General features: G+C 71.9%; 20 protein-coding genes. 7 read left to right on the top strand and 13 right to left on the bottom strand.

Features of this window, described 5'->3' with window-relative positions; all coding sequences use genetic code 11:
• Positions 1-109: 109 nt before the first annotated feature.
• Positions 110-1,159: a glycosyltransferase family 2 protein gene (locus ACIG5E_RS12825; RefSeq protein ID WP_396533420.1), complete on the top strand. Its 1,050-nt coding sequence runs from the start codon at positions 110-112 to the stop codon at positions 1,157-1,159.
• An 18-nt stretch (positions 1,160-1,177) separates the two neighbouring features.
• Here ACIG5E_RS12825 and ACIG5E_RS12820 read toward each other — a convergent pair whose 3' ends face one another.
• The 4 genes from ACIG5E_RS12820 to ACIG5E_RS12805 all read right to left on the bottom strand — a co-directional run bounded on the left by ACIG5E_RS12820 (position 1,178) and on the right by ACIG5E_RS12805 (position 4,362).
• Positions 1,178-2,038, bottom strand: a complete 861-nt coding sequence (locus tag ACIG5E_RS12820) for a biotin-dependent carboxyltransferase family protein (protein WP_396533419.1) — start codon at positions 2,036-2,038, stop codon at positions 1,178-1,180.
• 80 nt (positions 2,039-2,118) lie between these two features.
• Complete coding sequence (locus ACIG5E_RS12815; RefSeq protein WP_396533538.1) at positions 2,119-2,742, bottom strand: allophanate hydrolase subunit 1; 624 nt, start codon at positions 2,740-2,742, stop codon at positions 2,119-2,121.
• A 73-nt stretch (positions 2,743-2,815) separates the two neighbouring features.
• On the bottom strand, positions 2,816-3,574 hold the full coding sequence (locus ACIG5E_RS12810) for a LamB/YcsF family protein (RefSeq protein ID WP_396533537.1): 759 nt from the start codon (positions 3,572-3,574) through the stop codon (positions 2,816-2,818).
• Positions 3,575-3,672: 98 nt separating this feature from the next.
• The gene (locus ACIG5E_RS12805; RefSeq protein WP_396533418.1) at positions 3,673-4,362 is read right to left on the bottom strand and encodes a GntR family transcriptional regulator; all 690 of its coding nucleotides are present in this window, start codon (positions 4,360-4,362) and stop codon (positions 3,673-3,675) included.
• Between the two features lie 158 nt (positions 4,363-4,520).
• On the opposite strand from ACIG5E_RS12805, the gene ACIG5E_RS12800 reads away from it, so the two are divergent.
• Genes ACIG5E_RS12800 through pcp form a run of 3 tightly spaced genes read left to right on the top strand, consistent with a single transcriptional unit; the run spans position 4,521 to position 6,902 of the window.
• Complete coding sequence (locus tag ACIG5E_RS12800) at positions 4,521-5,237, top strand: DUF969 domain-containing protein (RefSeq protein ID WP_396533417.1); 717 nt, start codon at positions 4,521-4,523, stop codon at positions 5,235-5,237.
• Positions 5,234-6,235 (top strand): DUF979 domain-containing protein, encoded by a 1,002-nt coding sequence (locus tag ACIG5E_RS12795; protein WP_396533416.1) that lies wholly within the window; start codon positions 5,234-5,236, stop codon positions 6,233-6,235. The genes ACIG5E_RS12800 and ACIG5E_RS12795 overlap by 4 nt, the downstream gene beginning before the upstream one ends.
• A gap of 22 nt (positions 6,236-6,257) precedes the next feature.
• Positions 6,258-6,902 (top strand): pyroglutamyl-peptidase I, encoded by a 645-nt coding sequence (pcp, locus tag ACIG5E_RS12790; RefSeq protein WP_396533415.1) that lies wholly within the window; start codon positions 6,258-6,260, stop codon positions 6,900-6,902.
• Positions 6,903-7,266: 364 nt separating this feature from the next.
• Here the strand turns inward: pcp and ACIG5E_RS12785 are convergent, their stop codons facing one another.
• Entirely contained in the window at positions 7,267-8,448 is a 1,182-nt protein-coding gene (locus tag ACIG5E_RS12785; RefSeq protein WP_396533414.1) for a hypothetical protein, read from the bottom strand.
• A gap of 670 nt (positions 8,449-9,118) precedes the next feature.
• Here ACIG5E_RS12785 and cyaB point away from each other — a divergent pair.
• On the top strand, positions 9,119-9,784 hold the full coding sequence (cyaB, locus tag ACIG5E_RS12780) for a class IV adenylate cyclase (RefSeq protein ID WP_396533413.1): 666 nt from the start codon (positions 9,119-9,121) through the stop codon (positions 9,782-9,784).
• Here cyaB and ACIG5E_RS12775 read toward each other — a convergent pair.
• From ACIG5E_RS12775 to ACIG5E_RS12765, 3 genes are all read right to left on the bottom strand, one after another.
• Complete coding sequence (locus ACIG5E_RS12775) at positions 9,679-10,617, bottom strand: MerR family transcriptional regulator (RefSeq protein ID WP_396533412.1); 939 nt, start codon at positions 10,615-10,617, stop codon at positions 9,679-9,681. The two genes, cyaB and ACIG5E_RS12775, sit on opposite strands and share 106 nt — an antisense overlap.
• A gap of 286 nt (positions 10,618-10,903) precedes the next feature.
• Positions 10,904-11,377 (bottom strand): hypothetical protein, encoded by a 474-nt coding sequence (locus ACIG5E_RS12770; RefSeq protein ID WP_396533411.1) that lies wholly within the window; start codon positions 11,375-11,377, stop codon positions 10,904-10,906.
• 6 nt (positions 11,378-11,383) lie between these two features.
• Complete coding sequence (locus ACIG5E_RS12765) at positions 11,384-12,523, bottom strand: tetratricopeptide repeat protein (protein WP_396533410.1); 1,140 nt, start codon at positions 12,521-12,523, stop codon at positions 11,384-11,386.
• 387 nt (positions 12,524-12,910) lie between these two features.
• On the opposite strand from ACIG5E_RS12765, the gene ACIG5E_RS12760 reads away from it, so the two are divergent.
• Complete coding sequence (locus tag ACIG5E_RS12760) at positions 12,911-13,390, top strand: ATP-binding protein (RefSeq protein WP_396533409.1); 480 nt, start codon at positions 12,911-12,913, stop codon at positions 13,388-13,390.
• Between the two features lie 79 nt (positions 13,391-13,469).
• Here the strand turns inward: ACIG5E_RS12760 and ACIG5E_RS12755 are convergent, their stop codons facing one another.
• The 5 genes from ACIG5E_RS12755 to ACIG5E_RS12735 form a co-directional block, all read right to left on the bottom strand.
• Positions 13,470-13,712, bottom strand: coding sequence for a hypothetical protein (locus ACIG5E_RS12755; RefSeq protein ID WP_396533407.1), 243 nt, complete (start codon positions 13,710-13,712; stop codon positions 13,470-13,472).
• A gap of 126 nt (positions 13,713-13,838) precedes the next feature.
• Positions 13,839-14,831 carry a methylmalonyl Co-A mutase-associated GTPase MeaB gene (meaB, locus tag ACIG5E_RS12750; RefSeq protein WP_396533406.1) on the bottom strand — a complete coding sequence of 331 codons (993 nt, stop codon included), beginning with the start codon at positions 14,829-14,831 and terminating at the stop codon, positions 13,839-13,841.
• Between the two features lie 17 nt (positions 14,832-14,848).
• Complete coding sequence (gene scpA / locus ACIG5E_RS12745) at positions 14,849-17,062, bottom strand: methylmalonyl-CoA mutase (RefSeq protein ID WP_396533405.1); 2,214 nt, start codon at positions 17,060-17,062, stop codon at positions 14,849-14,851.
• Positions 17,059-18,927: a methylmalonyl-CoA mutase small subunit gene (mutA, locus tag ACIG5E_RS12740; RefSeq protein ID WP_396533404.1), complete on the bottom strand. Its 1,869-nt coding sequence runs from the start codon at positions 18,925-18,927 to the stop codon at positions 17,059-17,061. Before mutA ends, scpA begins: the two co-directional genes overlap by 4 nt.
• A gap of 184 nt (positions 18,928-19,111) precedes the next feature.
• Positions 19,112-20,068 (bottom strand): NADP-dependent oxidoreductase, encoded by a 957-nt coding sequence (locus ACIG5E_RS12735; RefSeq protein ID WP_396533403.1) that lies wholly within the window; start codon positions 20,066-20,068, stop codon positions 19,112-19,114.
• Positions 20,069-20,181: 113 nt separating this feature from the next.
• On the opposite strand from ACIG5E_RS12735, the gene ACIG5E_RS12730 reads away from it, so the two are divergent.
• Positions 20,182-21,141: a GlxA family transcriptional regulator gene (locus tag ACIG5E_RS12730; protein WP_396533402.1), complete on the top strand. Its 960-nt coding sequence runs from the start codon at positions 20,182-20,184 to the stop codon at positions 21,139-21,141.
• Positions 21,142-21,143: the final 2 nt, after the last annotated feature.

Here is a 21,143-nt window from a genome sequence, read left to right as displayed (position 1 = left end):
TTCGCCCGGGACGGCCCCGCTGTCGCTACGCTCAGAGCACCGCCGGTCACCGGCGGTCGGCGGCCGACCGGCCGACCGGCCCGCCCGCTCCTGAGCGAAAGGTCGTTCGATGGCTCCGCGCCTGTCCGTCGTGGTCCCGATCTACAACGTCGAGCGCTACCTCGGCGAGTGCCTGGACTCGATCGCGGCACAGACCTTCGAGGACTTCGAGTGCGTCATGGTCGACGACGGCTCGACCGACGACGGCCCCGTCCTCGCCAAGGCGTACGCCGCCCGGGACCGGCGCTTCCGGCTCGTCCAGCAGGAGAACAAGGGCCTCGGCGCCGCCCGCAACACCGGCTGGCGCCACCTCACCCCCGGCACCGAGTACCTGGCCTTCGTCGACAGTGACGACACCCTGCCGCCGCACGCCTACCAGCTGATGATCAGCACGCTCGACGAGACCGGCTCCGACTTCGTCGCCGGCAACGCGATGCGCCTGCGCACCACCGGCCTCAGCCCCTCGCACGCCCACCGCCGCCCGTTCCGCGAGACCCGGCTGCGCACCCACGTCAGCGAACTGCCGGCGCTGGTCACCGATCGCACCGCGTGGAACAAGGTGTACCGGCGCTCCTTCTTCGACGCGGCGGGCATCCTCTACCCCGAGGGCATCCTGTACGAGGACGCCCCGGTCAGCGTCCCCCACCACTTCCTCGCCGAGCGCGTCGACGTCCTCGCCGAGCCGATCTACCACTGGCGGGTCCGCGAGGACGGCGCCCTCTCCATCACCCAGAAGAAGACCGACCCGCGCGGCCTGATCGACCGGGTCCGCTCGATGGAACTCGTCCGGGAGTGGCTCCTCGCCCGCCCCGAGCCGGCGTTCGCCTCGTACCTGATCGCCTATGACCGCAACTGCCTGGTCGAGGAGATCCCGATGTTCTTCTGGTCCATCCCGGACGGCGACCGCAACTACTGGGAGGTCTACCAGCGGCACGTCAGCCGCCTCCTGCACGCCATCGGCCCCGACCGGGTGGCCGACCTCAACGCCCAACTCCGGCTCAAGTACCGCCTCACCCTGACCGACGCGATGAACCGCTTCATCGCCGTCCAGCGCCTCCACCGCGCCGTCCGCCGCACCCGCCAGGCCGCCGTCCGCCGCGCCGCCGCCGTCCGCCGCTGAGCCCCCGGCGGCCCCTCGCTACCTCGGTCGCATCGGGGTGAAGCGGACCGGCGTGCCCGGGGCGGCCTGGGCGACGGCGGGAAGGGCAGAGGCGGGGATGACGCCGATGACGGGGTAGCCGCCCGTGGTGGGGTGGTCGGCGAGGAAGACCACCGGGCGGCCGTCGGGCGGGACCTGCACCGCGCCCAGGACCATGCCCTCACTGGGGAGTTCGCCCTCGCGGGCGCGCTCCAGCGGCGGCCCGTCCAGGCGCAGGCCGATCCGGTTGCTGGTGGGGGAGACGCGGTAGCCGGAGCCGGTCAGGACGGCGAGCGAACGGGCGGTGAACCAGTCCTCGCGCGGGCCGAACAGTACGGGCAGGAGCAGCGGATCGGGCGGCGCGGGCACCGGCACCACGTCCGCCCCGGCGGACGGGCCGGCCGGCTCACCGAGCGGCAGCGCGTCCCCGGGGGCCAGGGGAGCCGGCCCCAGCCCCGAGAGCAGGTCGGTCGAGCGGCTGCCGAGGACCGGCGCGGCGGCGATCCCGCCCGCGAAGGCGACGTAGCTGCGCACGCCCCGGCTCGCCGGCCCCACCTCCAGCAACGCCCCGGCGGGCAGCCGCACCGGGGCGGCCCAGGCGGCGGGCCGGCCGTCGACCCGCACGGCGCACGGCGCGCCGGCCACGGCGACCGTCACCGCGCGGTCCACCCGCACCGCGCAGCCGAGCACGGTGGTCTCCAGGGTGGCCGCGGTCGCGGGATTGCCGACCAGGCGGTTGGCGAGCCGGTGGGCGGGCTGGTCGAGCGCGCCGGAGCGCGGTACGCCCAGGTGTGCGTGCCCGGGCCGGCCGAGGTCCTGGACGGTCGTCAGCAGGCCTGCGTTCATCACGGTGACGGTCATGCGCTCTCGATCACGCTTCCTCGAACAGGCTTTCTCGAACGGGCTTCCTCGATCAGGCTTTCCCGAACGGGCTTCCTCGATCAGGCTTCCTCGATCACGAACCGGACCCGGGTCCCCGGGCTGAACAGGGCGGCGGGTTCGCGGGACGGGTCCCACAGCACGGCGTCGGTGTGCCCGATCAGCTGCCAGCCACCGGGGGAGGAGCGCGGGTAGGCGCCGGTGTACGGGCCGGCGATGGCGATCGCCCCGGCCGGGACGGCGGGGCGCGGGACGGCCCGCCGGGGCACCCGGTAGCGCTCGGGCAGGCCGGTCAGGTAGCCGAAGCCGGGCGCGAAGCCGCTGAAGGCGACGCGGAACTCGGTCGCCGAGTGGATGCGCGCGACCTCCTCCTCGGCGACGCCCCACAGCGCGGCGACCTCCGCGACGTCGGCGCCGTCGTAGCGCACCGGGACGGTCACGCTCTCGTCGGTGCTCGCCCGCAGCGCCGGGACGTGCCAGCCGGCCAGTTCGACGGCCAGGGCCTCGGGGTCGGCCACGCCGTCGAGCAGGACGGTCCGTTCGGCGGGCACGACCTCGGTGACGGGCGGGAGTTGGCACGCCGCGCGTCGGCGCTGGAGTTCGGCGTGGAAGGCGATCGTCTCGTCGGCGCCGTCGAGCTCGACCAGGAGCGCGTCGAGGCCGACCCGCAGGACCCGGATGTTCATCCCGTCCATCCCGTTCGTCCCGTCCACCTCGTCCACCCCGTCAATCCCGTCCGTCTCCTGCTCTGTTGGGTGCTCACGCGAACGCCTCGACCCGGACTCCGGCCGTTTGCAAGGCCGTTCGGACCCGGCGGGCGAGGTCTGCGGCCCCGGGGGTGTCGCCGTGCACGCACAGCGAGCGGGCCCGCAGCCGGATCCGGTCGCCGCTGCGCGCGGTGACCTCGCCGTCCCGGGCGATGGCGACCGAGCGGCGGACGACGGCCTCGGGGTCGTGGACGACGGCGTCGGGTTCGCGGCGGGGGACGAGCGTGCCGTGCGGGGTGTAGGCGCGGTCGGCGAACGCCTCGGCCACCACCGGCAGTTCGGCCCGCCTGGCGGCCTCGTGCAGCCGCGAACCGGGCAGTCCGAGGACGGGAAGGCCCGGTGCGGCCACCCGGACGCCGCGGACCACCGCCTCCGCCTGCTCCTCGTCGTGCACCGTCCGGTTGTACAGCGCGCCGTGCGGTTTGACGTATGCCACATGCGCTCCGGCCGCCCGCGCGAACACCTGCAACGCCCCTATCTGGTAGGCGACTTCGTCCGCGAGTTCGTCGGGCGGGACGTCCATCGCCCGGCGCCCGAACCCGGCGAGGTCCCGGTAGGAGACCTGCGCGCCGATCCGCACGCCCCGCTCCGCGGCCAGCTCGCAGACCCGCCGCATGGTGCTCGGGTCCCCGGCGTGGAAGCCGCAGGCGACGTTGGCGCTGGTGACCACCGACAGCAGGGCGTCGTCGTCGGTGAGCGTCCAGCGGCCGAAGCCCTCGCCAAGGTCGGCGTTGAGGTCGACGACCGTCACGGGAGTGCCCTCGGCGTGGAGGTCGACGGCCGTCACGGGAGTGCCGCCGGCGTCGAGGTCGACGGCCGTCACGGCAGGACGCTCGGCCGGTCTCAGTCTCATCTCGCGCCGCCCGTCATCGCGCGGACGATCACCGCGCGGGCGTCGTTCAGATAGCTGGTCAGCTCCACCTCGGCGTCGTCGATCTCGCCCGCCTCCAGCAGCCCGGTGAGCGTCTGGTTGCGGCGCAGGAACGGCGCGTGGAGCCCGCGGGCCGACGGGACGGCGGCGAAGGCCAGGCGCAGTTCGGCCATCAGCCGGGCCATGCACTCGTCGATCCGCCGGCTGCCGGCGATCCCCGTGACGGCCTGGTGGAAGTGCAGGTCGGCGGTGCCGACGGTGACCCAGTCGCCGATCGCCTCGGCGGCCTCCGCGCGGTCCAGCGCGGCCCGCACGGCGGCCAGGCGCTCGGGCGCCGTGCTGCGCAGGGCGCGCACGCCGGCCGTCTCCAGGGCGAGGCGCAGGGTGTAGATGTCGGCGACGTCGGCCGGTTCGAGGATCCGGACGAACACGCCGCGGTTCAGCTCGTGTACGACCAGCCGCTCGTCGGCCAGCAGTCGGAAGGCCTCGCGGAGCGTGTTGCGCGAGACGGAGAGCGCCTCGCCGAGCGCCTCCTCCGACAGTCGGGTGCCGGGGGCGAGCCGGCCCTCGGTGATGTGGTCGCGCAGCACCTCGGCCACGCGCTGGGCGGCGCTGGCGCGTTCGAGCCGGCCACGATCGGCCGCGAGCGCGTCGAAAACTCCGGTCACGTTCCACCTCCTGAGCTCTTGTCGGATTGTTCCACAATCCCCTAGCCTCGCGGCAACCCCCGCAGGGTCGCGGCCCACCCAGTCGCGACCGCCTCCGCCCGTGCTGCCCCAGACGGCCGCCCTCGGGGCGGAGGCCCGTTCGAAAGGCGGTCAGGAACATGATCGTTCTGCTCGGCATCCTCGTCGTGGTGGCCGGGTTCGCCACCCGGCGAAATCCGCTCCTCGTCGTCGGCGCCGCCGGCGTCCTCACCGGACTGCTGGGCGGGATGAGCCCGCTGAAGGTCCTGGAGGCCTTCGGCACCGGCTTCGCCTCCAGCCGCTCGGTGACCATCTTCGCCGTCACCCTGCCGGTGATCGGCCTGCTGGAGCGCCACGGCCTGCAGGAACAGGCCCGCACCCTGATGAACAAGCTCGCCAGGGCCAGTGCCGGACGCGTGCTCGCCGTCTACCTGGTGCTCCGCCAGCTCACCGCCGCCTTCGGCCTCACCGGCCTCGGCGGGCCGGCTCAGGCGGTGCGGCCCATGGTCGTACCGATGGCCGAGGCCGCCGCCGAACGCCGCCACGGCACGCTGACCGACAAGGCCCGCGAACGCCTGCGCTCCTTCGCCGCGAGCGCCGACAACGTCGGGCTGTTCTTCGGCGAGGACTGCTTCCTCGCCGTCGGCTCGATCCTCCTGATCACCGGCTTCGTCAACGCGACCTACCACACCGACCTGGAGCCGGTGCAGCTCGCGCTCTGGGCCATCCCCACCGCGGTCTGCGCCACCCTCATCCACGGCGCTCGCCTGCTGCGCCTGGACCACAGCCTCGCCCGGGACCTGCCCGCCGCCGGCCAGGCCACCACCGCCGTCCGCATCGAGGAGCCGAGCAAGTGATCAAGGTCGAGTGGCTGTACTGGCTGGTCGGAGCCATCTTCCTCGCGATGGCCGCGCAGATGGCGGTGGACCGCGGCAACCCCAGGCGCCACGGCAGCGCCGCCTTCTGGGGCCTGCTCGGCGCGAGCTTCGTCTACGGCACCTGGGTCGCCGACAAGAGCGCCCCCGCCGCACCGCTGGGCGTCGCCGTCCTGCTGATGATCTGTCTGGCCGGCTTCGGCTTCACCGGCCGAGGAACTCCCACGGCCGCCGCCCCCGAACAGCGGGCCGCCTCCGCCGCCCCCGAACAGCGGGCCGCCTCCGCCGCGCGCCTGGGCAGCCGACTGTTCATCCCCGCGCTGGCGCTCCCGCTGGTCGCGCTGGCCTGCGGAACCCTGCTCAAGGGCGTGCGCCTGGGCGGCGGCGGTGCGCTGCTGCTGCAGACCGGCAGCGAGACGCTGCTCGGGCTGGGCATCGGCACGCTCGTCGCCCTGGGCCTGGCGCTGCTGCTCACCCGCGAGCGCAACCCGGCCGTCGCCCTGCGCTCCGGCCGCGGGCTGCTGGAGGCGATGGGCTGGGCACTGCTGCTGCCCCAGCTGCTCGCCGTCCTGGGCTCGATCTTCCAGAGCGCCGGCGTCGGCACCCAGGTCGGCAAGATCACCACCCACTTCCTGCCGGACGGCAGCAAGTACGCGGCGGTGGCGGTCTACTGCCTGGGCATGGCCCTGTTCACGATCATCATGGGCAACGCCTTCGCCGCCTTCCCGGTGATGACCGCCGCGATCGGCTGGCCGATCCTGATCACCCAGCTGCACGGCAACCCGGGCGTGGTCCTGGCGGTGGGCATGCTGGCCGGCTTCTGCGGCACGCTGGTCACGCCGATGGCGGCCAACTTCAACCTCGTCCCGGCGGCACTGCTCGAACTCAAGGACCAGTACGGGCCGATCAAGGCCCAAGTCCCCACTGCTGGCGCGCTGTTGGTCTGCAACATCGCCATCATGTCGCTCTTCGCGTTCTGACAATTCTTGGAAAGGCGGTCCCGTGACCAGGGTCCTGCTCACCGGCTTCGAACCCTTCGACGGCGCCGACGTCAACCCGTCCTGGGAGGTCGCCCGCCTCGTCGCCGACACCCCGCCCGACGGGCTCCTGGTCACCCCCGTCCGCCTGAGCTGCGTTTTCGGCCAGGCTGCCGAGGAACTGCGGACCGCCGTACGGAAGTTCACCCCTGACCTGGTGGTCTGCCTCGGCCAGGCCGCCGGCCGCCCGGACGTCACCGTCGAGCGCGTCGCCATCAACGTCGACGACGCCCGCATCCCCGACAACGCGGGCCGCCAACCGGTCGACCAGCCCGTCGCCCCCGACGGCCCGGCGGCCTACTTCTCCACCCTGCCCGTCAAGGCCTGCGTGGCCGCCGTCCGGGAGTCCGGCGTTCCCGCCTCCCTCTCCCACACCGCCGGGACCTTCGTCTGCAACCACGTCTTCTACGCCCTGATGCACCTGCTAGCCACCGAACTCCCCACCGTCCGAGGCGGATTCGTCCACATCCCCGCCCTGCCCGAACAGGCCCTCGACGGCTCCAAGCCCTCCCTCCCGGCCGACTCCGTCGCCCACGCCCTACGCGCCCTCCTCACCGCCGCCGCGACCCACACCGCCGACCTCCGCATCCCGGAAGGCGCGACCCACTGAGGGCGCGACTGATGTGGGTGATGTCGGATTCCGTTCCGGCGGGTATCGGCTCGCAGCAGACCTGGTGGCGCTCCGGCCTGAGCGGGAACGACGCACGCCTCGGCGCCGTCAGACGGTTTGCTCCACCGGGTCGATGCCGAGAACCCTGGTATCGGTCCGGCCTCGTCCAGTCGGCGTGTCCGGCCGCCGATGCAGCCGGATGGTCAACGCGAAGCGGTGTCCGTTCAGGCAGGTACGAACTCGTCGCCACCGCTCGTCTGCCACGGTTCGCTCCGGCCCGGGGCTATGGCTTTCACCAACGACGGCCGGAAAGCGGAAGGAGCCGCTTCCCGAGGGCGACGGCCTCGGAAAGCGGCTGTCCGACTCAGCTGTTTCGGGTGCGACGGCGGGTCAGCACGACGGCGGCGCCACCGGCGGCGAGGAGGGCACCGGCGATGCCGGCGGTCAGGCCGACTCCGTCGGAGCCGGTGTCGGCGAGCTCGGCGCCGCTGTGGGTGGCGGCGGCCGGCATTGCCGGTGCCGCGGTGGTGGTGGATGCGGTGACCGGGACGACCGCGGGCGCGGTGGTGGTGCTCGGGGCGGGCGCCGGCGAGTTCTGGCCAAGGCACTCGGGGGCGCCGTCGACCGGGGTGGCGGCGATCGGCTTCGTGACCCAGAACAACGCCTGGTCGGCGCCCGGGAAGTAGCCGAAGTTCAGCGAGGCGTCCGTGTCGGTCTTGAAGTTCTTGCCGAGCGTGACGCGGGCGTTGAGCACCCGGTTGTCCACCGGGCCGGTGGCCCACTTGGTCAGGTCGACCTCCTGCCCCTCGATGCCCCCGGCCCGCAGGCCGACCTTGTGCCAGCTGCCATCCTTCGGGTCCTGGACGTCCACCTGGGCGTCACAGGCGGCCGGGCCTTCCATCGAGCCGTACTTCTGGCCGGCCCAGAGGAAGAACGAAGCCTTGGTGAGGTGCCAGTCGAAGCCGTTGGCGGTCTTGATCGAGACCTGGAAGGCGTGCGGCTTCCCGTCGGCGGGGACGTCCTTGGGCAGGCCGGTGACGGCCGTGGTGAGCCCCGTCGTCTTCACGCTCTTCCCGACGGCCCGTACCGTGAAGTCCTTGGCCAGGCCGTTCGCGTCCATGGTGGGCGCCAGGAAGGCCTCGAGCTCGACGTCCTGGCGGGGGCCCTCGTGCGTGGACTGCACCAGCTTGAACCGCAGCTTGAAAGTGCGCGAGGTGTGCGGCTGGACGTCGATCCCGGCACCGGTCAAGTCGGTCGCGACACCCTGGTGGTCGGCGGGCTTGGCGCCGAGGTCCTGGTTCACCAGCTTCACTGGCTTCCAGGCGCCGGAGGTGCCGTCCGCGTACTCGGCGGCGACCTGGTCCATGCCGAGCATCTCGGACCCGAAGTACAGCACGAGGTGCTGGCCGCTGTAGGGCGCGTCCGCGTCGTTCTTGACCGTGACGGTGCCCTCGGACCAGCCACCGCCGGCCTCCACCGCGGTGAAGCCGTCGACCGTGACGGAGTGGTCCTTGTCCGGTCCCGCAGCCTGGGCCGGCAGGGACATCGCGAGCGGGGACGCGATCAGGGAGGCAGTCAGAATTACACGCCGAAGGCTCAATTCAACCTCAAAAGTCCGAAATGGCCGCGATCTTCGCGGCGACGCGAAGGTTCCCCCCACCGCGTCGGGCCGGACAATAACCGATCACCATTCAGTAGGCAAACCATATGGAAATTCCAGCCAGCCGTCGACCCAGGGCTTGAACCTTCTCAGTCGCAGGCTTGGCCAGGTCAAGCCCGTGATCGGGGGCGACCGGCAGTGATCTACGGCGGCGGCGCGGCTGCGCCGGCCGATGGACCGGGATGGATGTCCCGCCCCACACCTACGTGTGTTGCTCGTCGATCAGGACTCGCCGGGGTCTTCGCGGCGCGCCGCCGAACTCGGAGAATCGACGGAATCGCTGGCGGGCAGTATCCGGTTTGCGGAGGCCTGGCGACGAGAAATTGCCGGGCCCGGGAGGGTCGAGGACTATCGGTACAGGTCGGTCCTGGTGCGGCGGGTCATCAATCTGGATCGAACCCTCTTTGTCGGGTCCTTCAATGCGGACTGGGAAGGGCACGAGTCGACAACCTGTAGGTTCTGGCCATCTTGCACGGCCCCTTGTGCCGGGGCTGGCGTCGGCAGTTCGGTGTCATGGTGGACGGCGCTGAGCGCGTCTTCTGACGGAGGGAACAGGATGGCGATCGAAGCGGAATTCAAGGCGGTCGTGCGTGATCCGGAAGGCGTGCTCAAGCAGTTGGAGCAGCAGTACGGTGTCGGGCGCGCGGAGGTCTATCGCGACACGTACTACGACGCCCCGGACGGCGGTCTGATGGGCGCCGACCGGGAGCTGCGGATCCGGACCGTGCACGGCCCAGAGGACACCCGCACCGTGCTCACGTACAAGGGTGCCCGGGTGGATGAGGCCTCCGGGTCGAAGCCGGAGGCCGAAACCCGGGTCGAGGACGCCGACGCGATGCACGAGATCGTCCGTGGCCTGGGTTTCGTTCCGCGCATCGCTTTCGAGAAGCGGTGCCGGAACTACAGCTTCCAGCGTGACGGGCAGCGTCTGCTGGCCACGCTGGTTCGTGTTCCGGAGCTGGACGACGCGACGTTCATCGAGGTGGAGACATCGGCCGCGACGGAGGATGAGCTCGCCCCGGCCCTCACCCTGGTTCGTGCCGTACTGACCGAACTCGGCATCGATGAGGACGATTTGACCACCGAGCTGTACACCGACGCGGTCGCGGCAGCGGACTACTGCCTGGTGTCGGCCCGCAGGGCCTCCATGAACCACGCGAACACCGGCGCCAGGCTTGGTGGAACGGGCCATCCGTTGATGACAGCCAGGAGGTGCCAGTAGCGTTCCGCGCGCGGGTCGCCGGCCATCTCCAGGCGTGTCAGCAGCCAGTGGCGCAGGTCGGCGTCGTCGGCGCGGCTGAAGGTCTGGGCGTAGCGGGCGGTCAGGGTGTTGAGGATTTGTGCGGCCTCGGCAGAGGTTGGGGCGATGTCGGCGTCGAGCGCGCGGCCGATCTGGTCGCGCACGGTCTCGGTGAGGTCGTGGTGCAGCCCGGTGGTGTCGCCCTGGGCGCGCTCGGCCGCCTGGTACTGCGCCATGCGGCGGACGGCGGTGCGGAAGTCCGGGTCCTGGGCGAGCTCGGCGAGTTCCACCCAGGCATCGACCTGATCGGGTTCGGGGTCGTCCGGCAGATCGGGCATGGCCGAGCGCATCATGTCCACGAAGTCGGCGTTGGCATCCAGACCGCCGAAGGTGTCGTCGATGAAGTCGCTGATGAGGCACCGGCGTTCGACATCGGAGAGCTTTGCGAGTTTGTGCATGAGATCCATTTCCTCAGTGGTGGAGCCCCGCTTGGCCACCGCGCGCAACACCGCCCGCCGGAGCCGGAGCGTGCGGATCTGCACCTCCAGAGCGTCGGCGTGCGCGGCCGCGATCTCGGGCACCGTGACCTCGTGGTCCAGCACCTGCCGAATGACGGCAAGGTCGAGTCCCAGGTCGCGAAGAGTGCGCACCATGTCCAGACGCGCGAGTGCGCTGATGTCATAGAGCCGGTAGCCAGCCGGGCTGCGGTCCGTCGGCGGCACGATCCCGGAATCGGAATAGAACCGAATGGTCTTGACCGTCAGCCCGGTCCGCCGAGCCAGGTCGCCGATCGAGAAGAGCGTGTCGCCGTCCATGTCTCCCACCTTTGCGTCTCCCCCTGCTGGAGACTCAAGCTCCTTCGCTTGCCGAACGGCAGCGAACAGCTCTCCCCCGCAGATCTCGACAATTCCACCGACGCCGCCAGCCGGGGTCCGCCAGCACTCGGTTGAGCTCGGATTGTGAGCCTCGGGGGATGAGTGATCACGAGTCGACCGATGCGGAACTGTGAGCAACAACCAGGAAGCGTGAGGAGCTGGCGATGGTGGCGTATCACGACGCCTCCGCCCTCTCCGAGAGGGCGGAGGCGTTGCAGACGATCTCTTATCGGCGCGCTCCCTGCGGCCACAGCACTTCGACCGGCACACCTCGCTGCTGCGCATACGCGACCACGTCTGCTGTGCCGCCGTATCCCCGGGCCGGCAGACCGTCCCAGACGGCGAGGAGCTTGTCGACGCGCTGGACGAGGATCTCGCTTCCCGCCATGTGGGCAGCTTCGCTGGACTCCACGTGTCCGGTGCGGTGAATGGCGGTGGCGGACTCCAACAGCCGGTCGTAAACGGGGTGATGCCACTCCGGCAGCCCGCCCCGGTACTGATCGGCAGGGATGACGACCTCCAACTGCGCACCCCGCGCAAGCGCGATCTCTGCCAACCAGGCGTCCGGCCCGTCCGCGATGCACGACACGACGGTGAGGCTGCTCGAATCCTCGCTCACGAGCGAGGATTCGAGCAGCTGTCGGACCTGCCCTTCGATCTCGGCCGTCAGCCCCCGGTGCCCTGTGATCCCGATCAGCATTTCGCATCAATCCAACTGCGCAGCGCGCTCATCCAGTTCTTCGACGCCCGGAACGTCGCGGAGACGGTAGAGGCGGGCTCGCATATCGCTGACAGCGTCCTGGACTTTGATGGAGCGGATGCCGTCCGCGCAGTCGAGGAAGTCGTTCCAGGAGACGAGGGCCCCGTCGACGTCGTCCTGGCGGAGACGGACGGTACCGAGGTCGGCGAGGACGATGGCGCGGGTGCGGCGGCGGTCGAGTCCGTGGATGTCGAGCGAGTGGTGGAGGTGTTCCTGTGCGCTGCTGTAGTCGCCGAGTCGGGCGAGGATCATGCCGGACTCATGGGCCCACCGGCCGATGCTGTAGTGCGAGGCCCATGACGCGCCCGGCGTGTCGGTGGCCCGTTCGATCGCGGTCTGGGAGGCCGAGAGCGCAGCGGTGGCGGTGCGGCGGTCGCCATCGAGCGCTGCCGCGTTGGCCAGGGTGGCCTGGTAGTAGGCGAGGGCTCGGGGTGCGTCAAGAGTCTTGGCATGGTCGACGCACTCTTCCGCTATCCGGACGGCGGTGGGCCTGAAGCCGAGGTCAATGGCCTGGACGGCGAGGCCGCGCAGGGCGGTGGCGGCGAGTTCGGCGTCGCCCGCTTCGGAGGCGAGGCGGAACGAGTGGGCGTAGTACTGCTGGGCGGCGTCCTGGTTGCCTTCGTCCTGGGCCATCCAGCCGGCCAGGTGGACGAGCTGGGCGGTCGCTGCGAACAGCTCCCGGCCGACGGCTTCGGTCCAGGTGCCGTCCAACCAGGGTGCTACGTCGTCGTGGAGGTAGCGGACGGCGAGGTGGCGGGCGTGTCCGCCGCCGAGTTCGGCAGCGGCATCGCCGAGCGACTTCGTCATCTGCCGAATGGCGGCAACCTCGCCATGGCCGACCTGAACCTTGCCACCGGACTTGAGCCGCACACGCCGCAGGACGGCGTCGGGGTCAGGCAGCCCCAGTGCCGCGAGCGCGTACGCGCTGGAGGCGGCCAAGAATCCCCGGCGATCCACCACGTCCCTCCGGCTCAGCTCGATGACGGAATCCACGGTATCGCCAGCTGCGGTCTCATCCTGACCGGTTGGTGAGCTGCCGATCGTTTCTGCTAGATCGATGCCCAGGACCGAGATCAGATAAGGCATCCAGTATTTGGGAACGCGCCCACCGCGTTCCCAGCGGGAGACCTGGCCGCGGTCTGGCCCCGGGCCGCCTTTGCCTTCTGCCGCGCCGAGTTCGCGACCGAGCCTGGGCTGTGACCAGCCTTTCCTTTCCCGTGCACTCCTGATCAGGTCTGCGACAGTCGCGGATCCCCCTGACACGGGCGCCCTCCCTCGGGCCGGTACCTGGCCCACAGCGGCCGACAACTGGCCGACATCTGGTCCACACGCTGGCACCTTATCTCGGAGCGTGTACGGAGGTTGACTGAGAGTGAGAACTTGCTTGTGCGTCAGTGTCTCGGCTGCTGCCGAGACACTGACGCCTGGCTCTGTGCGGGCATCTATCCTGCCCCGGTTGGCCTGGAGGGACCCATGGTGGTTAGTCCACTGAGTAACGCTCGATTCCCGGTTCCGCTGGAGTGGGGGGTACCGCCGGGGGCCGATGCGGTGCCTGCGGCTCGACGGCTCGTGGTGGCGATTTTGCGGGAGTGGGGGGTGCCGGTGTCGGACGACGCGCTTCAGGATGTGGAGCTGTGTGCGAGCGAGGTAATCGCGAATGCCTTGCTGCACGCGGGGGAGCGGTGTGTTGTGTCCGTCCGGTGGCGTGGTGGGCGGGTGCGGGTGGAGGTGGCCGACCGGTGTTCGGAGTTGCCGTTGCGGGAGCGGGATGCCGAATCGACGGGCGGGCGTGGGCTGTTGCTGGTGGAGGCGCTCGCGCACGCGTGGGGGTGGTATCCGACCGGATCGGGGAAGACGGTGTGGTTCGAGTGCCTGGAGAGCGCCGAAGCGCCGTGCCCCACGCATGGGTGGGGCACGGCGCAGGACCTTCGCGTCCTTCACGAGGTGGCGTAGTGGCGACCACAGCACGCCTCGTGTGGTGGGTGCTGTTCTCGGCGGCTGTGGTGGCGGGGTTCGTCGCTGGGTGTGACCGCTAGAGAGCTTCCAGGGTCTGCTTCATGACCTGGGCGCCCCGGCTCACGCGGAGGCGGACCTGCTCGGCCATGGCGTGGGGGAGCACATCAGTGGTCCACACGAGGGGGCACCGACCAGGCCCCTCGGGGAGGACCTGGAACGAGGCGTGGTGGTGCGTCAGGGGAATCTTGAAGCCCTCGACCGCCGAGTACGCGAGCCGCCGCAGGTCGTCGTCGATGCTGACGATCAGCTCCCGGATCACCGCCCCGCCCGGCATGGTCAGGTAGCGGACATCCCCGTCGACTCGGGTGTCGAGGACGTCAGACGGCGTCCGCGTCGGCCTCGACGACGACGTCCTCGACGATGGTGGCGATGCTCCTCAACTCCCTCAGGACGTACCGAAGAAGCTGTCCAGGATCCGCTGCGCGGCCAGCCCCGCCGGCAGCGTACCGGCGCGGACCTCGGCCTCCAGCGACGGGGCCAGCCGCCGCACGTCCGGGTGCTCGTGCAGCCGCGCGTACAGCTGGTCGTGGACCATCGACCACGTCCACTCGACCTGCTGCTCCCGCCGCTTGGCCGCCAGCGCACCCGTCGCGTCGAGCACCTTGCGGTGCTGCTGCAACCGCTCCCACAAGACATCGAGCCCAGCCCCGTCGAGCCCGCTGCAGGTGAGCACCGGCGGCGTCCATGCCGCATCTGGCGCCTGCAACAGCCTTAGCGCGCCCGCGAGTTCGCGCGCGGCAGCGCGAGCGTCCCGCTCGTGCGGCCCGTCCGCCTTGTTGACGGCGATGACGTCCGCCAGCTCCAGCACGCCCTTCTTTATGCCCTGGAGCTGGTCGCCGGTCCGCGCCAGGCTGAGCAGCAGGAAGGTGTCGACCATCCCCGCCACCGCAGTCTCCGACTGCCCGACGCCCACCGTTTCGATGAGCACCACGTCATAGCCCGCCGCCTCCATGACCACCATCGACTCCCGGGTGGCTTTGGCGACCCCGCCCAGCGTCCCCGACGTGGGCGACGGCCGGACGAAGGCGGCGGGATCCACCGCCAGCCGCTCCATCCGGGTCTTGTCGCCCAGGATGGAGCCGCCCGTCCGGCTGGAGGTCGGGTCGACGGCGAGCACCGCGACCCGGTGCCCCAGTCCCGTCAGCATGGTCCCGAAGGAGTCGATGAAGGTCGACTTGCCGACCCCGGGCACCCCCGTGATGCCCACTCGGACCGCCCCGCCCGCGTGCGGCAGCAGCCGCTGGAGCAGCTGCTGCGCGAGCGCGCGGTGGTCGGGCCGGGTGGACTCGACGAGGGTGACGGCGCGCGCGATCCAGGCGCGCGAGCCGTCCAGGACACCCGTCACGTAGCTGTCGAGGTCGATCGTCCTCGGTGGCATCCGCTAAAAACCCAGCCTCACAGCTCGTGGCCGAGGTCGGCCGCCAGTGCCGTCAGCAGGTCGTACGCCGCGTCCGGGATCACCGTGCCCGGGCCGAACACGGCCGCCGCGCCCGCCTCGTACAGCGCGTCGAAGTCCTGCGGCGGAATGACGCCACCCACCACGATGGTGATGTCCTCGCGCCCCGCCTCCGCGAGTTCGGCGCGCAGCGCGGGCACCAGCGTGAGGTGCCCGGCGGCGAGCGACGACACACCCACGATGTGGACGTCGGCCTCGACGGCCTGGCGGGCGACCTCGGCCGGGGTCTGGAACAGCGGGCCGACGTCGACGGTGAAGCCGAGGTCGGCGAAGGCGGTGGCGATCACCTTCTGGCCGCGGTCGTGGCCGTCCTGGCCCATCTTGGCGACCAGGATGCGCGGACGGCGGCCCTCGGCCTGCTCGAACCGCTCGACCAGGTCGCGGGTGCGCTGGAGGGGAGCCGACGGGCCCGCTTCGTCTCGGTACACACCGGAGATGGTACGGATCTGGCCGGAGTGGCGGCCGTACACCTTCTCCAGGGCGTCCGAGATCTCGCCGACGGTGGCCTTGGCCCGGGCCGCGTTGACGGCCAGGTGCAGCAGGTTGCCGTCGAGTGAGCCGCCGCGCTGCGGGCCGGCCTCGGCGGCCGCCGTCAGCGCGCGCAGGGCGTCCTGGGTCACGGCCTCGTCGCGCTCCTCGCGCAGCCGACGCAGCTTCTCGATCTGCCGGGCGCGCACCGCGGAGTTGTCGACCTTGAGGACGTCGATCTGCTCGTCGCTCTCGACCCGGTACTTGTTGACGCCGATCACCGGCTGGCGGCCGGAGTCGATCCGCGCCTGGGTGCGGGCGGCGGCCTCCTCGACGCGCATCTTCGGGATGCCCGCGTCGATGGCCTTGGCCATGCCGCCGGCCGCCTCGACCTCCTGGATGTGCTGCCACGCCCTGGCCGCCAGGTCGTGGGTGAGCTTCTCGACGTAAGCCGAGCCGCCCCACGGGTCGATCACCCGGCAGGTGCCGGACTCCTGCTGCAGCAGCAGCTGGGTGTTGCGGGCGATGCGGGCGGAGAAGTCGGTGGGCAGCGCCAGCGCCTCGTCGAGGGCGTTGGTGTGCAGCGACTGGGTGTGGCCCTGGGTGGCGGCCATCGCCTCGACGCAGGTGCGCGTCACGTTGTTGAACACGTCCTGGGCGGTGAGCGACCAGCCCGAGGTCTGTGAATGGGTGCGCAGCGAAAGGGACTTGGCGTTCTTCGGGTCGAACTGCTTGACCAGCCTGGCCCACAGCAGCCGGGCCGCGCGCAGCTTGGCGACCTCCATGAAGAAGTTCATGCCGATCGCCCAGAAGAACGACAGTCGCGGCGCGAAGGCGTCCACGTCCAGCCCCACGTCCAGGCCCGCGCGCAGGTACTCCACCCCGTCGGCCAGGGTGTAGGCCAGCTCCAGGTCGGCCGTCGCACCGGCCTCCTGGATGTGGTAGCCGGAGATGGAGATCGAGTTGTACCGCGGCATCTTCTGCGAGGTGTACGCGAAGATGTCCGAGATGATCCGCATCGACGGCTGCGGCGGGTAGATGTACGTGTTGCGGACCATGAACTCCTTGAGGATGTCGTTCTGGATGGTCCCCGCGAGCTTCTCCGGCGGTACGCCCTGCTCCTCGGCCGCGACGATGTACAGCGCCAGGACGGGCAGCACCGCGCCGTTCATGGTCATCGACACCGACATCCTGTCCAGCGGGATGCCGTCGAACAGCTGGCGCATGTCGTAGATCGAGTCGATGGCGACGCCCGCCATGCCGACGTCGCCGGTGACGCGCGGGTGGTCGCTGTCGTAGCCGCGGTGGGTCGGCAGGTCGAAGGCGACCGAGAGGCCCTTCTGACCGGCCGCCAGGTTGCGGCGGTAGAAGGCGTTGGACTCCTCGGCGGTGGAGAAGCCCGCGTACTGGCGGACGGTCCACGGCTGGTTGACGTACATGGTCGGGTACGGCCCGCGCAGGTACGGGGCGATGCCGGGGTACGTCTCCAGGAAGTCCAGCCCGGCCAGGTCGGCCGCGGTGTACAGCGGCTTGACGCCGATGCCCTCGGGGGTGTCCCAGACCTGCTCTTCGGCGTCCTTGCCGGTGGACCGGCGCCAGGCGGCCTGCCACTGGGCGTCGGAAACCTCGGTGACGTCCCCGGCGGTGCCGCCGTCCAGCCCGATTCCGGTGAAGTCGGGGATCATCGAGCAACTCCGATCTGGTCCAGCAGGGAGGTCAGGACGGCGATCGCGTCCCCGCCCGCGTAGATGAACTCGTCCACTCCGGTGGGCACTTCGGCGAGCCGCCCGGCCAGCAGCACCCGCTGGGCGCCGGCCGCCTTCAGGGCGCCCGCGACGGCTGCGGCGTGCTCGCCGTACAGGGCGTCGCTGGAGCACAGGCAGGCGACGACGGCGCCCGAGGCGGCGAACGCCTCGGCGAACGCGGCCGGGTCGACGCCCTCGGTGGAGACGGTCGCGATGCCGCCGGCCTGGAACAGGTTGGCCGCGAAGGTGGTGCGTGCGGTGTGCGCGGCGGCGGTGCCGATCGAGGCCAGGAACAGCTTCGGGCGGGCGCCGGTCTCGGCCAGGAAGGCGTCCGAGCGGTCCCGCAGAGCCTCGTACGCCTCGGCGCGGCGCACCCGCGGCAGGCCGCCTTCCGGCGACGCCGGGGCCGGCTCGCGGACCAGCGGCTGCTCGTCCAGGTGCGGGAACTCGCTGACGCCGGTGACCGGTTCGCGCCGCTTGGCGAGCTTCCCGGACCGCTCCGCCCAGGTCGCGGCGATCCGCTCGCCGACGAGACCGGACTCCAGCGCGGCCTGCTGGCCGCCGGCCCGCTCGATCTCCTGGAACCAGGCCCAGGCGGCCTGCGCCAGCTCCTCGCCCAACTGCTCGACGTACCAGGAGCCGCCGGCCGGGTCGATCACCCGGGCCAGGTGGGACTCCTCCAGCAGGATCGACTGGGTGTTGCGGGCGATCCGGCGGGCGAAGGCGTCGGGGAGGCCGAGCGCGCTGTCGAAGGGCAGCACGGTGACGGCGTCGGCGCCGCCGACCCCGGCGGCCAGGCAGGCCACGGTGGTGCGCAGCATGTTCACCCACGGATCGCGGGCGGTCATCATCACCCGGGAGGTGACGGCGTGCTGACGCTGCGCCGAGGCCTCGGCGGAGGCGCCGGACACCTCGGCGACGCGGGCCCACAAGCGGCGCGCGGCACGGAACTTGGCGATGGTCAGGAACTGGTCGGCGTCCGCGGCGAAGCGGAACTCCAGCTGGCCGAGCGCGGCGTCCACGGACAGTCCGGCGGCGGTCAGCGCGCGCAGGTAGGCGACGCCGGTGGCCAGCGCGCAGCCCAGCTCCTGGGCGGGGGAGGCACCGGCCTCGTGGTACGGCAGGGCGTCCACCGTGAGCGCGCGCAGCTGCGGGTACCCGTCGGCGCAGCGGGCGGCCAGCGCGGTGGCCTCGGTGAGCAGCGCAGTGGTGCGGCCGGCGGAGCCGGTGCGGGCCTGGAAGCCGAGCGGGTCGGCGCCGAGGTTGCCGGCGGCGGAGCCGGGGGAGACCTCGCGCTCCTCGTACAGCTTGAACAACTGTTCGGCGGCGTCGGTGAATTCGGCCCCAGCGTCGAGTGCCACGGCGGCCAGGTCCAGGTACACCCCGGCGAGTGCCTCGGGCAGGGCGGCGACCGGCAGGCCCGTGCCGCCCAGCTCCAGCCAGAGCGAGCCGACGCCGTGCTCCAGGTCGGCCAGCACGGCCTCGTTGGTGCGCCGCCGGTCCGGGTCGGCGTGCCGCTGGCGTACGTCCCACCCGGAGACGGCGGAGCCCTGTGGGCGGCCGCCGCGGACGAACGGCGGGAAGCCGGGGTAGCCGGGCTCGGCCGAGGTGTTCTCGGCGGTGTACAGCGGGCGGGCGCGCAGCCCGTCCGGGAGCGCGGTGGTGAGCGCCTGCTCGGCGGCGGCGCCGGCCTCGGGCTGGGCACCGGACTTGCGCAGCACGCCCTCGACGAGCTGCTGCCACTGCTCACGGTGCGCGGCCGGGAACTCGGCGGCGAGGGGGAGCCTTTCGGGCGGGACCTTCATGTGCGCAGGTTAGCGCCCGTTCGCATGCCCGCAGGAGGGGCGGCGCGTGTGAGCTTGTTCTCGCTTTGGCGAACCTTTTGCACTCCTTCGGCCGTGGAGTGTCAAGCGGGGCGTCGACGGCCGCGCAGTGCGGGGCGTCAACGGGAGTGCGGGGAGGGGGATTGCGAACCAGACCGGTCTGCGGTCACTCCCCGGCCACTGACAGGACGATCTTCCCGGTGGTGCGGCCCCGCTCGCCCAGCCGGTGGGCGTCCGCGGCCCGCTCCAGCGGCAGGACGGTGTCGACCAGGACCCGCAGCCGGCCGGACTCGACCAGCCGGGAGACCTCGCGCAGGCCCTGCCGGTCCGGCTCGACCAGCATGAAGACGGCGCGGACGCCCGCGGCCGCGGCCTCGGCGAGGGGGAAGGCGTCGGTCGGCGGCTCGATGGAGACCAGGGTGCCGCCGGGGCGCAGCGCGCGCAGGGAGCGGGACCAGCTGGGGCCGCCGAGCGGGTCCAGCACGAGGTCGACCTCGCGGACGGCCTCGGCGACGTCCTGGGTGCGGTAGTCGACCAGCTCGTCGGCGCCGAGTTCGCGCAGCAGCCCGTGCTTGGCGCTGCTCGCGGTGCCGATCACGTATGCCCCCCGGGCCTTGGCGATCTGGACGGCGAGGTGGCCGACCCCGCCTGCGGCGGCGTGCACCAGCACCCGCTGCCCGGGGCGCAGGTCGGCGGTGTCCACCAGGGCCTGCCAGGCGGTGAGCGCGGCGAGCGGCAGCGCGGCCGCCTCGACGTGGCTCAGGCCGCGGGGGCGGTGCGCGAAGTGCCGGGCGGGGGCGGCGACGTACTCGGCGTAGCCGCCCGCGGGGTGGGGGAAGCGCGGCATCCCGTACACCTCGTCGCCCGGACGGAAGATCGTCACGCCGTAGCCGACCGCCTCGACCACGCCCGAGACGTCCCAGCCGAGGGTGAACGGGGGCGTGCCGCCGGTGGCGAAGGTGCCGCGCGAACGGGTCTTCCAGTCGGCCGGGTTGACGCCGGCGGCGTGCACCCGGACCAGGATCTCGCCTCGGCCCGGCTCGGGTCGGGCGGTCTCCACCAGCCGGAGCACCTCGGGGCCTCCGGCGGTGTCCTGCGAGATCGCGCGCATGGTGTCGGTCATGTGGTGCTCCTCCGGTCGTCGGCCCGGACGGCTGACCGGGCACCCCGTCAGCGTGCCGGTGCGCGGCGGCCCCTGGTGGTGGCGCGATGGCCACAGGGTGAAAGGATCCGGCCATGCACCACGTCGGCGTACTCGCCCTGGACGGCGTCTTCCCGTTCGAGCTCGGCATCCCGGCCCGGATCTTCGGCACCGCCCGGGACGAGGAGGGCAGTCCGCTCTACACCGTCACCACCTGCGGCCTGCACGGCGGACCGGTCCGCACGGCCGCCGACTTCGACATCGCGGTCGCCCGGGACGCGGGGTTGCTCGCCACCGTCGACACCGTCGTCATCCCGCCCTCGGAGTCGCTCGGCGCCATCCGCGAACACGGCACCCTGCCCGAGGCGCTGCGGACCGCGCTGGCCGCGATCCGCCCCGGCACCCGGGTGGTGGGCATCTGCACCGCGAGCTACGTGCTGGCCGCCGCCGGCCTGCTCGACCGGCGCCGGGCCACCACCCACTGGCGGGAGGCCGACCGGCTGCAGCGGATGTTCACCACCGCCCGGATCGACCCGGACGTCCTGTTCGTCGACGACGGCGACATCCTGACCTCGGCCGGGGTCGCCGCCGGGATCGACCTGTGCCTGCACCTGGTGCGCCGCGACCACGGCAGCCGGGTCGCCAACGAGGTGGCCCGCTCCTGCATCGTCCCGCCCTGGCGCGACGGCGGCCAGGCCCAGTACATCCGTCGCCCCGTCCCCGAACCCTCCGCCGCCGGCACCGCCGCCACTCAGGCCTGGGCCCTGGAGCGCCTCGCCGAGCCGCTCACCCTCGCCGACCTGGCCGCCCACGCCCACACCAGCGTGCGCACCTTCTCCCGCCGCTTCCGCGAGGAGACCGGCACCACCCCCGCCCAGTGGCTCACCCGCCAGCGTCTCGACCTCGCCCGGCACTACCTGGAGACGACGGACTGGCCCGTCCCGCTGGTCGCCCGGCGCTCCGGCCTCGGCACCGGCGCCTCGCTGCGCCAGCACCTGCGCGCCGCCATCGGGGTCGGGCCGCAGGCCTACCGGCGGACCTTCCAGCCGAGCTGATG

Source organism: Kitasatospora sp. NPDC053057, from assembly GCF_044546945.1.
In the GTDB taxonomy this organism is placed as follows: domain Bacteria; phylum Actinomycetota; class Actinomycetes; order Streptomycetales; family Streptomycetaceae; genus Kitasatospora.
The sequence above is the reverse complement of the archived record's forward strand: the minus strand, read 5'-3'. Positions and strand labels throughout refer to the sequence as shown.

Excerpts from the sequence above, each read along its gene's own strand:
- ACIG5E_RS12825 (WP_396533420.1), top strand. The coding sequence starts at position 110 with ATGGCTCCGCGCCTGTCCGTCGTGGTCCCGATCTACAACGTCGAGCGC.
- ACIG5E_RS12820 (WP_396533419.1), bottom strand. The coding sequence starts at position 2,038 with ATGACCGTCACCGTGATGAACGCAGGCCTGCTGACGACCGTCCAGGAC.
- ACIG5E_RS12815 (WP_396533538.1), bottom strand. The coding sequence starts at position 2,742 with ATGAACATCCGGGTCCTGCGGGTCGGCCTCGACGCGCTCCTGGTCGAG.
- ACIG5E_RS12800 (WP_396533417.1), top strand. The coding sequence starts at position 4,521 with ATGATCGTTCTGCTCGGCATCCTCGTCGTGGTGGCCGGGTTCGCCACC.
- ACIG5E_RS12785 (WP_396533414.1), bottom strand. The coding sequence starts at position 8,448 with ATGTCCCTGCCGGCCCAGGCTGCGGGACCGGACAAGGACCACTCCGTC.
- cyaB (WP_396533413.1), top strand. The coding sequence starts at position 9,119 with ATGGCGATCGAAGCGGAATTCAAGGCGGTCGTGCGTGATCCGGAAGGC.
- ACIG5E_RS12775 (WP_396533412.1), bottom strand. The coding sequence starts at position 10,617 with ATGGACGGCGACACGCTCTTCTCGATCGGCGACCTGGCTCGGCGGACC.
- ACIG5E_RS12770 (WP_396533411.1), bottom strand. The coding sequence starts at position 11,377 with ATGCTGATCGGGATCACAGGGCACCGGGGGCTGACGGCCGAGATCGAA.
- ACIG5E_RS12765 (WP_396533410.1), bottom strand. The coding sequence starts at position 12,523 with ATGCCTTATCTGATCTCGGTCCTGGGCATCGATCTAGCAGAAACGATC.
- ACIG5E_RS12760 (WP_396533409.1), top strand. The coding sequence starts at position 12,911 with ATGGTGGTTAGTCCACTGAGTAACGCTCGATTCCCGGTTCCGCTGGAG.
- meaB (WP_396533406.1), bottom strand. The coding sequence starts at position 14,831 with ATGCCACCGAGGACGATCGACCTCGACAGCTACGTGACGGGTGTCCTG.
- scpA (WP_396533405.1), bottom strand. The coding sequence starts at position 17,062 with ATGATCCCCGACTTCACCGGAATCGGGCTGGACGGCGGCACCGCCGGG.
- mutA (WP_396533404.1), bottom strand. The coding sequence starts at position 18,927 with ATGAAGGTCCCGCCCGAAAGGCTCCCCCTCGCCGCCGAGTTCCCGGCC.
- ACIG5E_RS12735 (WP_396533403.1), bottom strand. The coding sequence starts at position 20,068 with ATGACCGACACCATGCGCGCGATCTCGCAGGACACCGCCGGAGGCCCC.
- ACIG5E_RS12730 (WP_396533402.1), top strand. The coding sequence starts at position 20,182 with ATGCACCACGTCGGCGTACTCGCCCTGGACGGCGTCTTCCCGTTCGAG.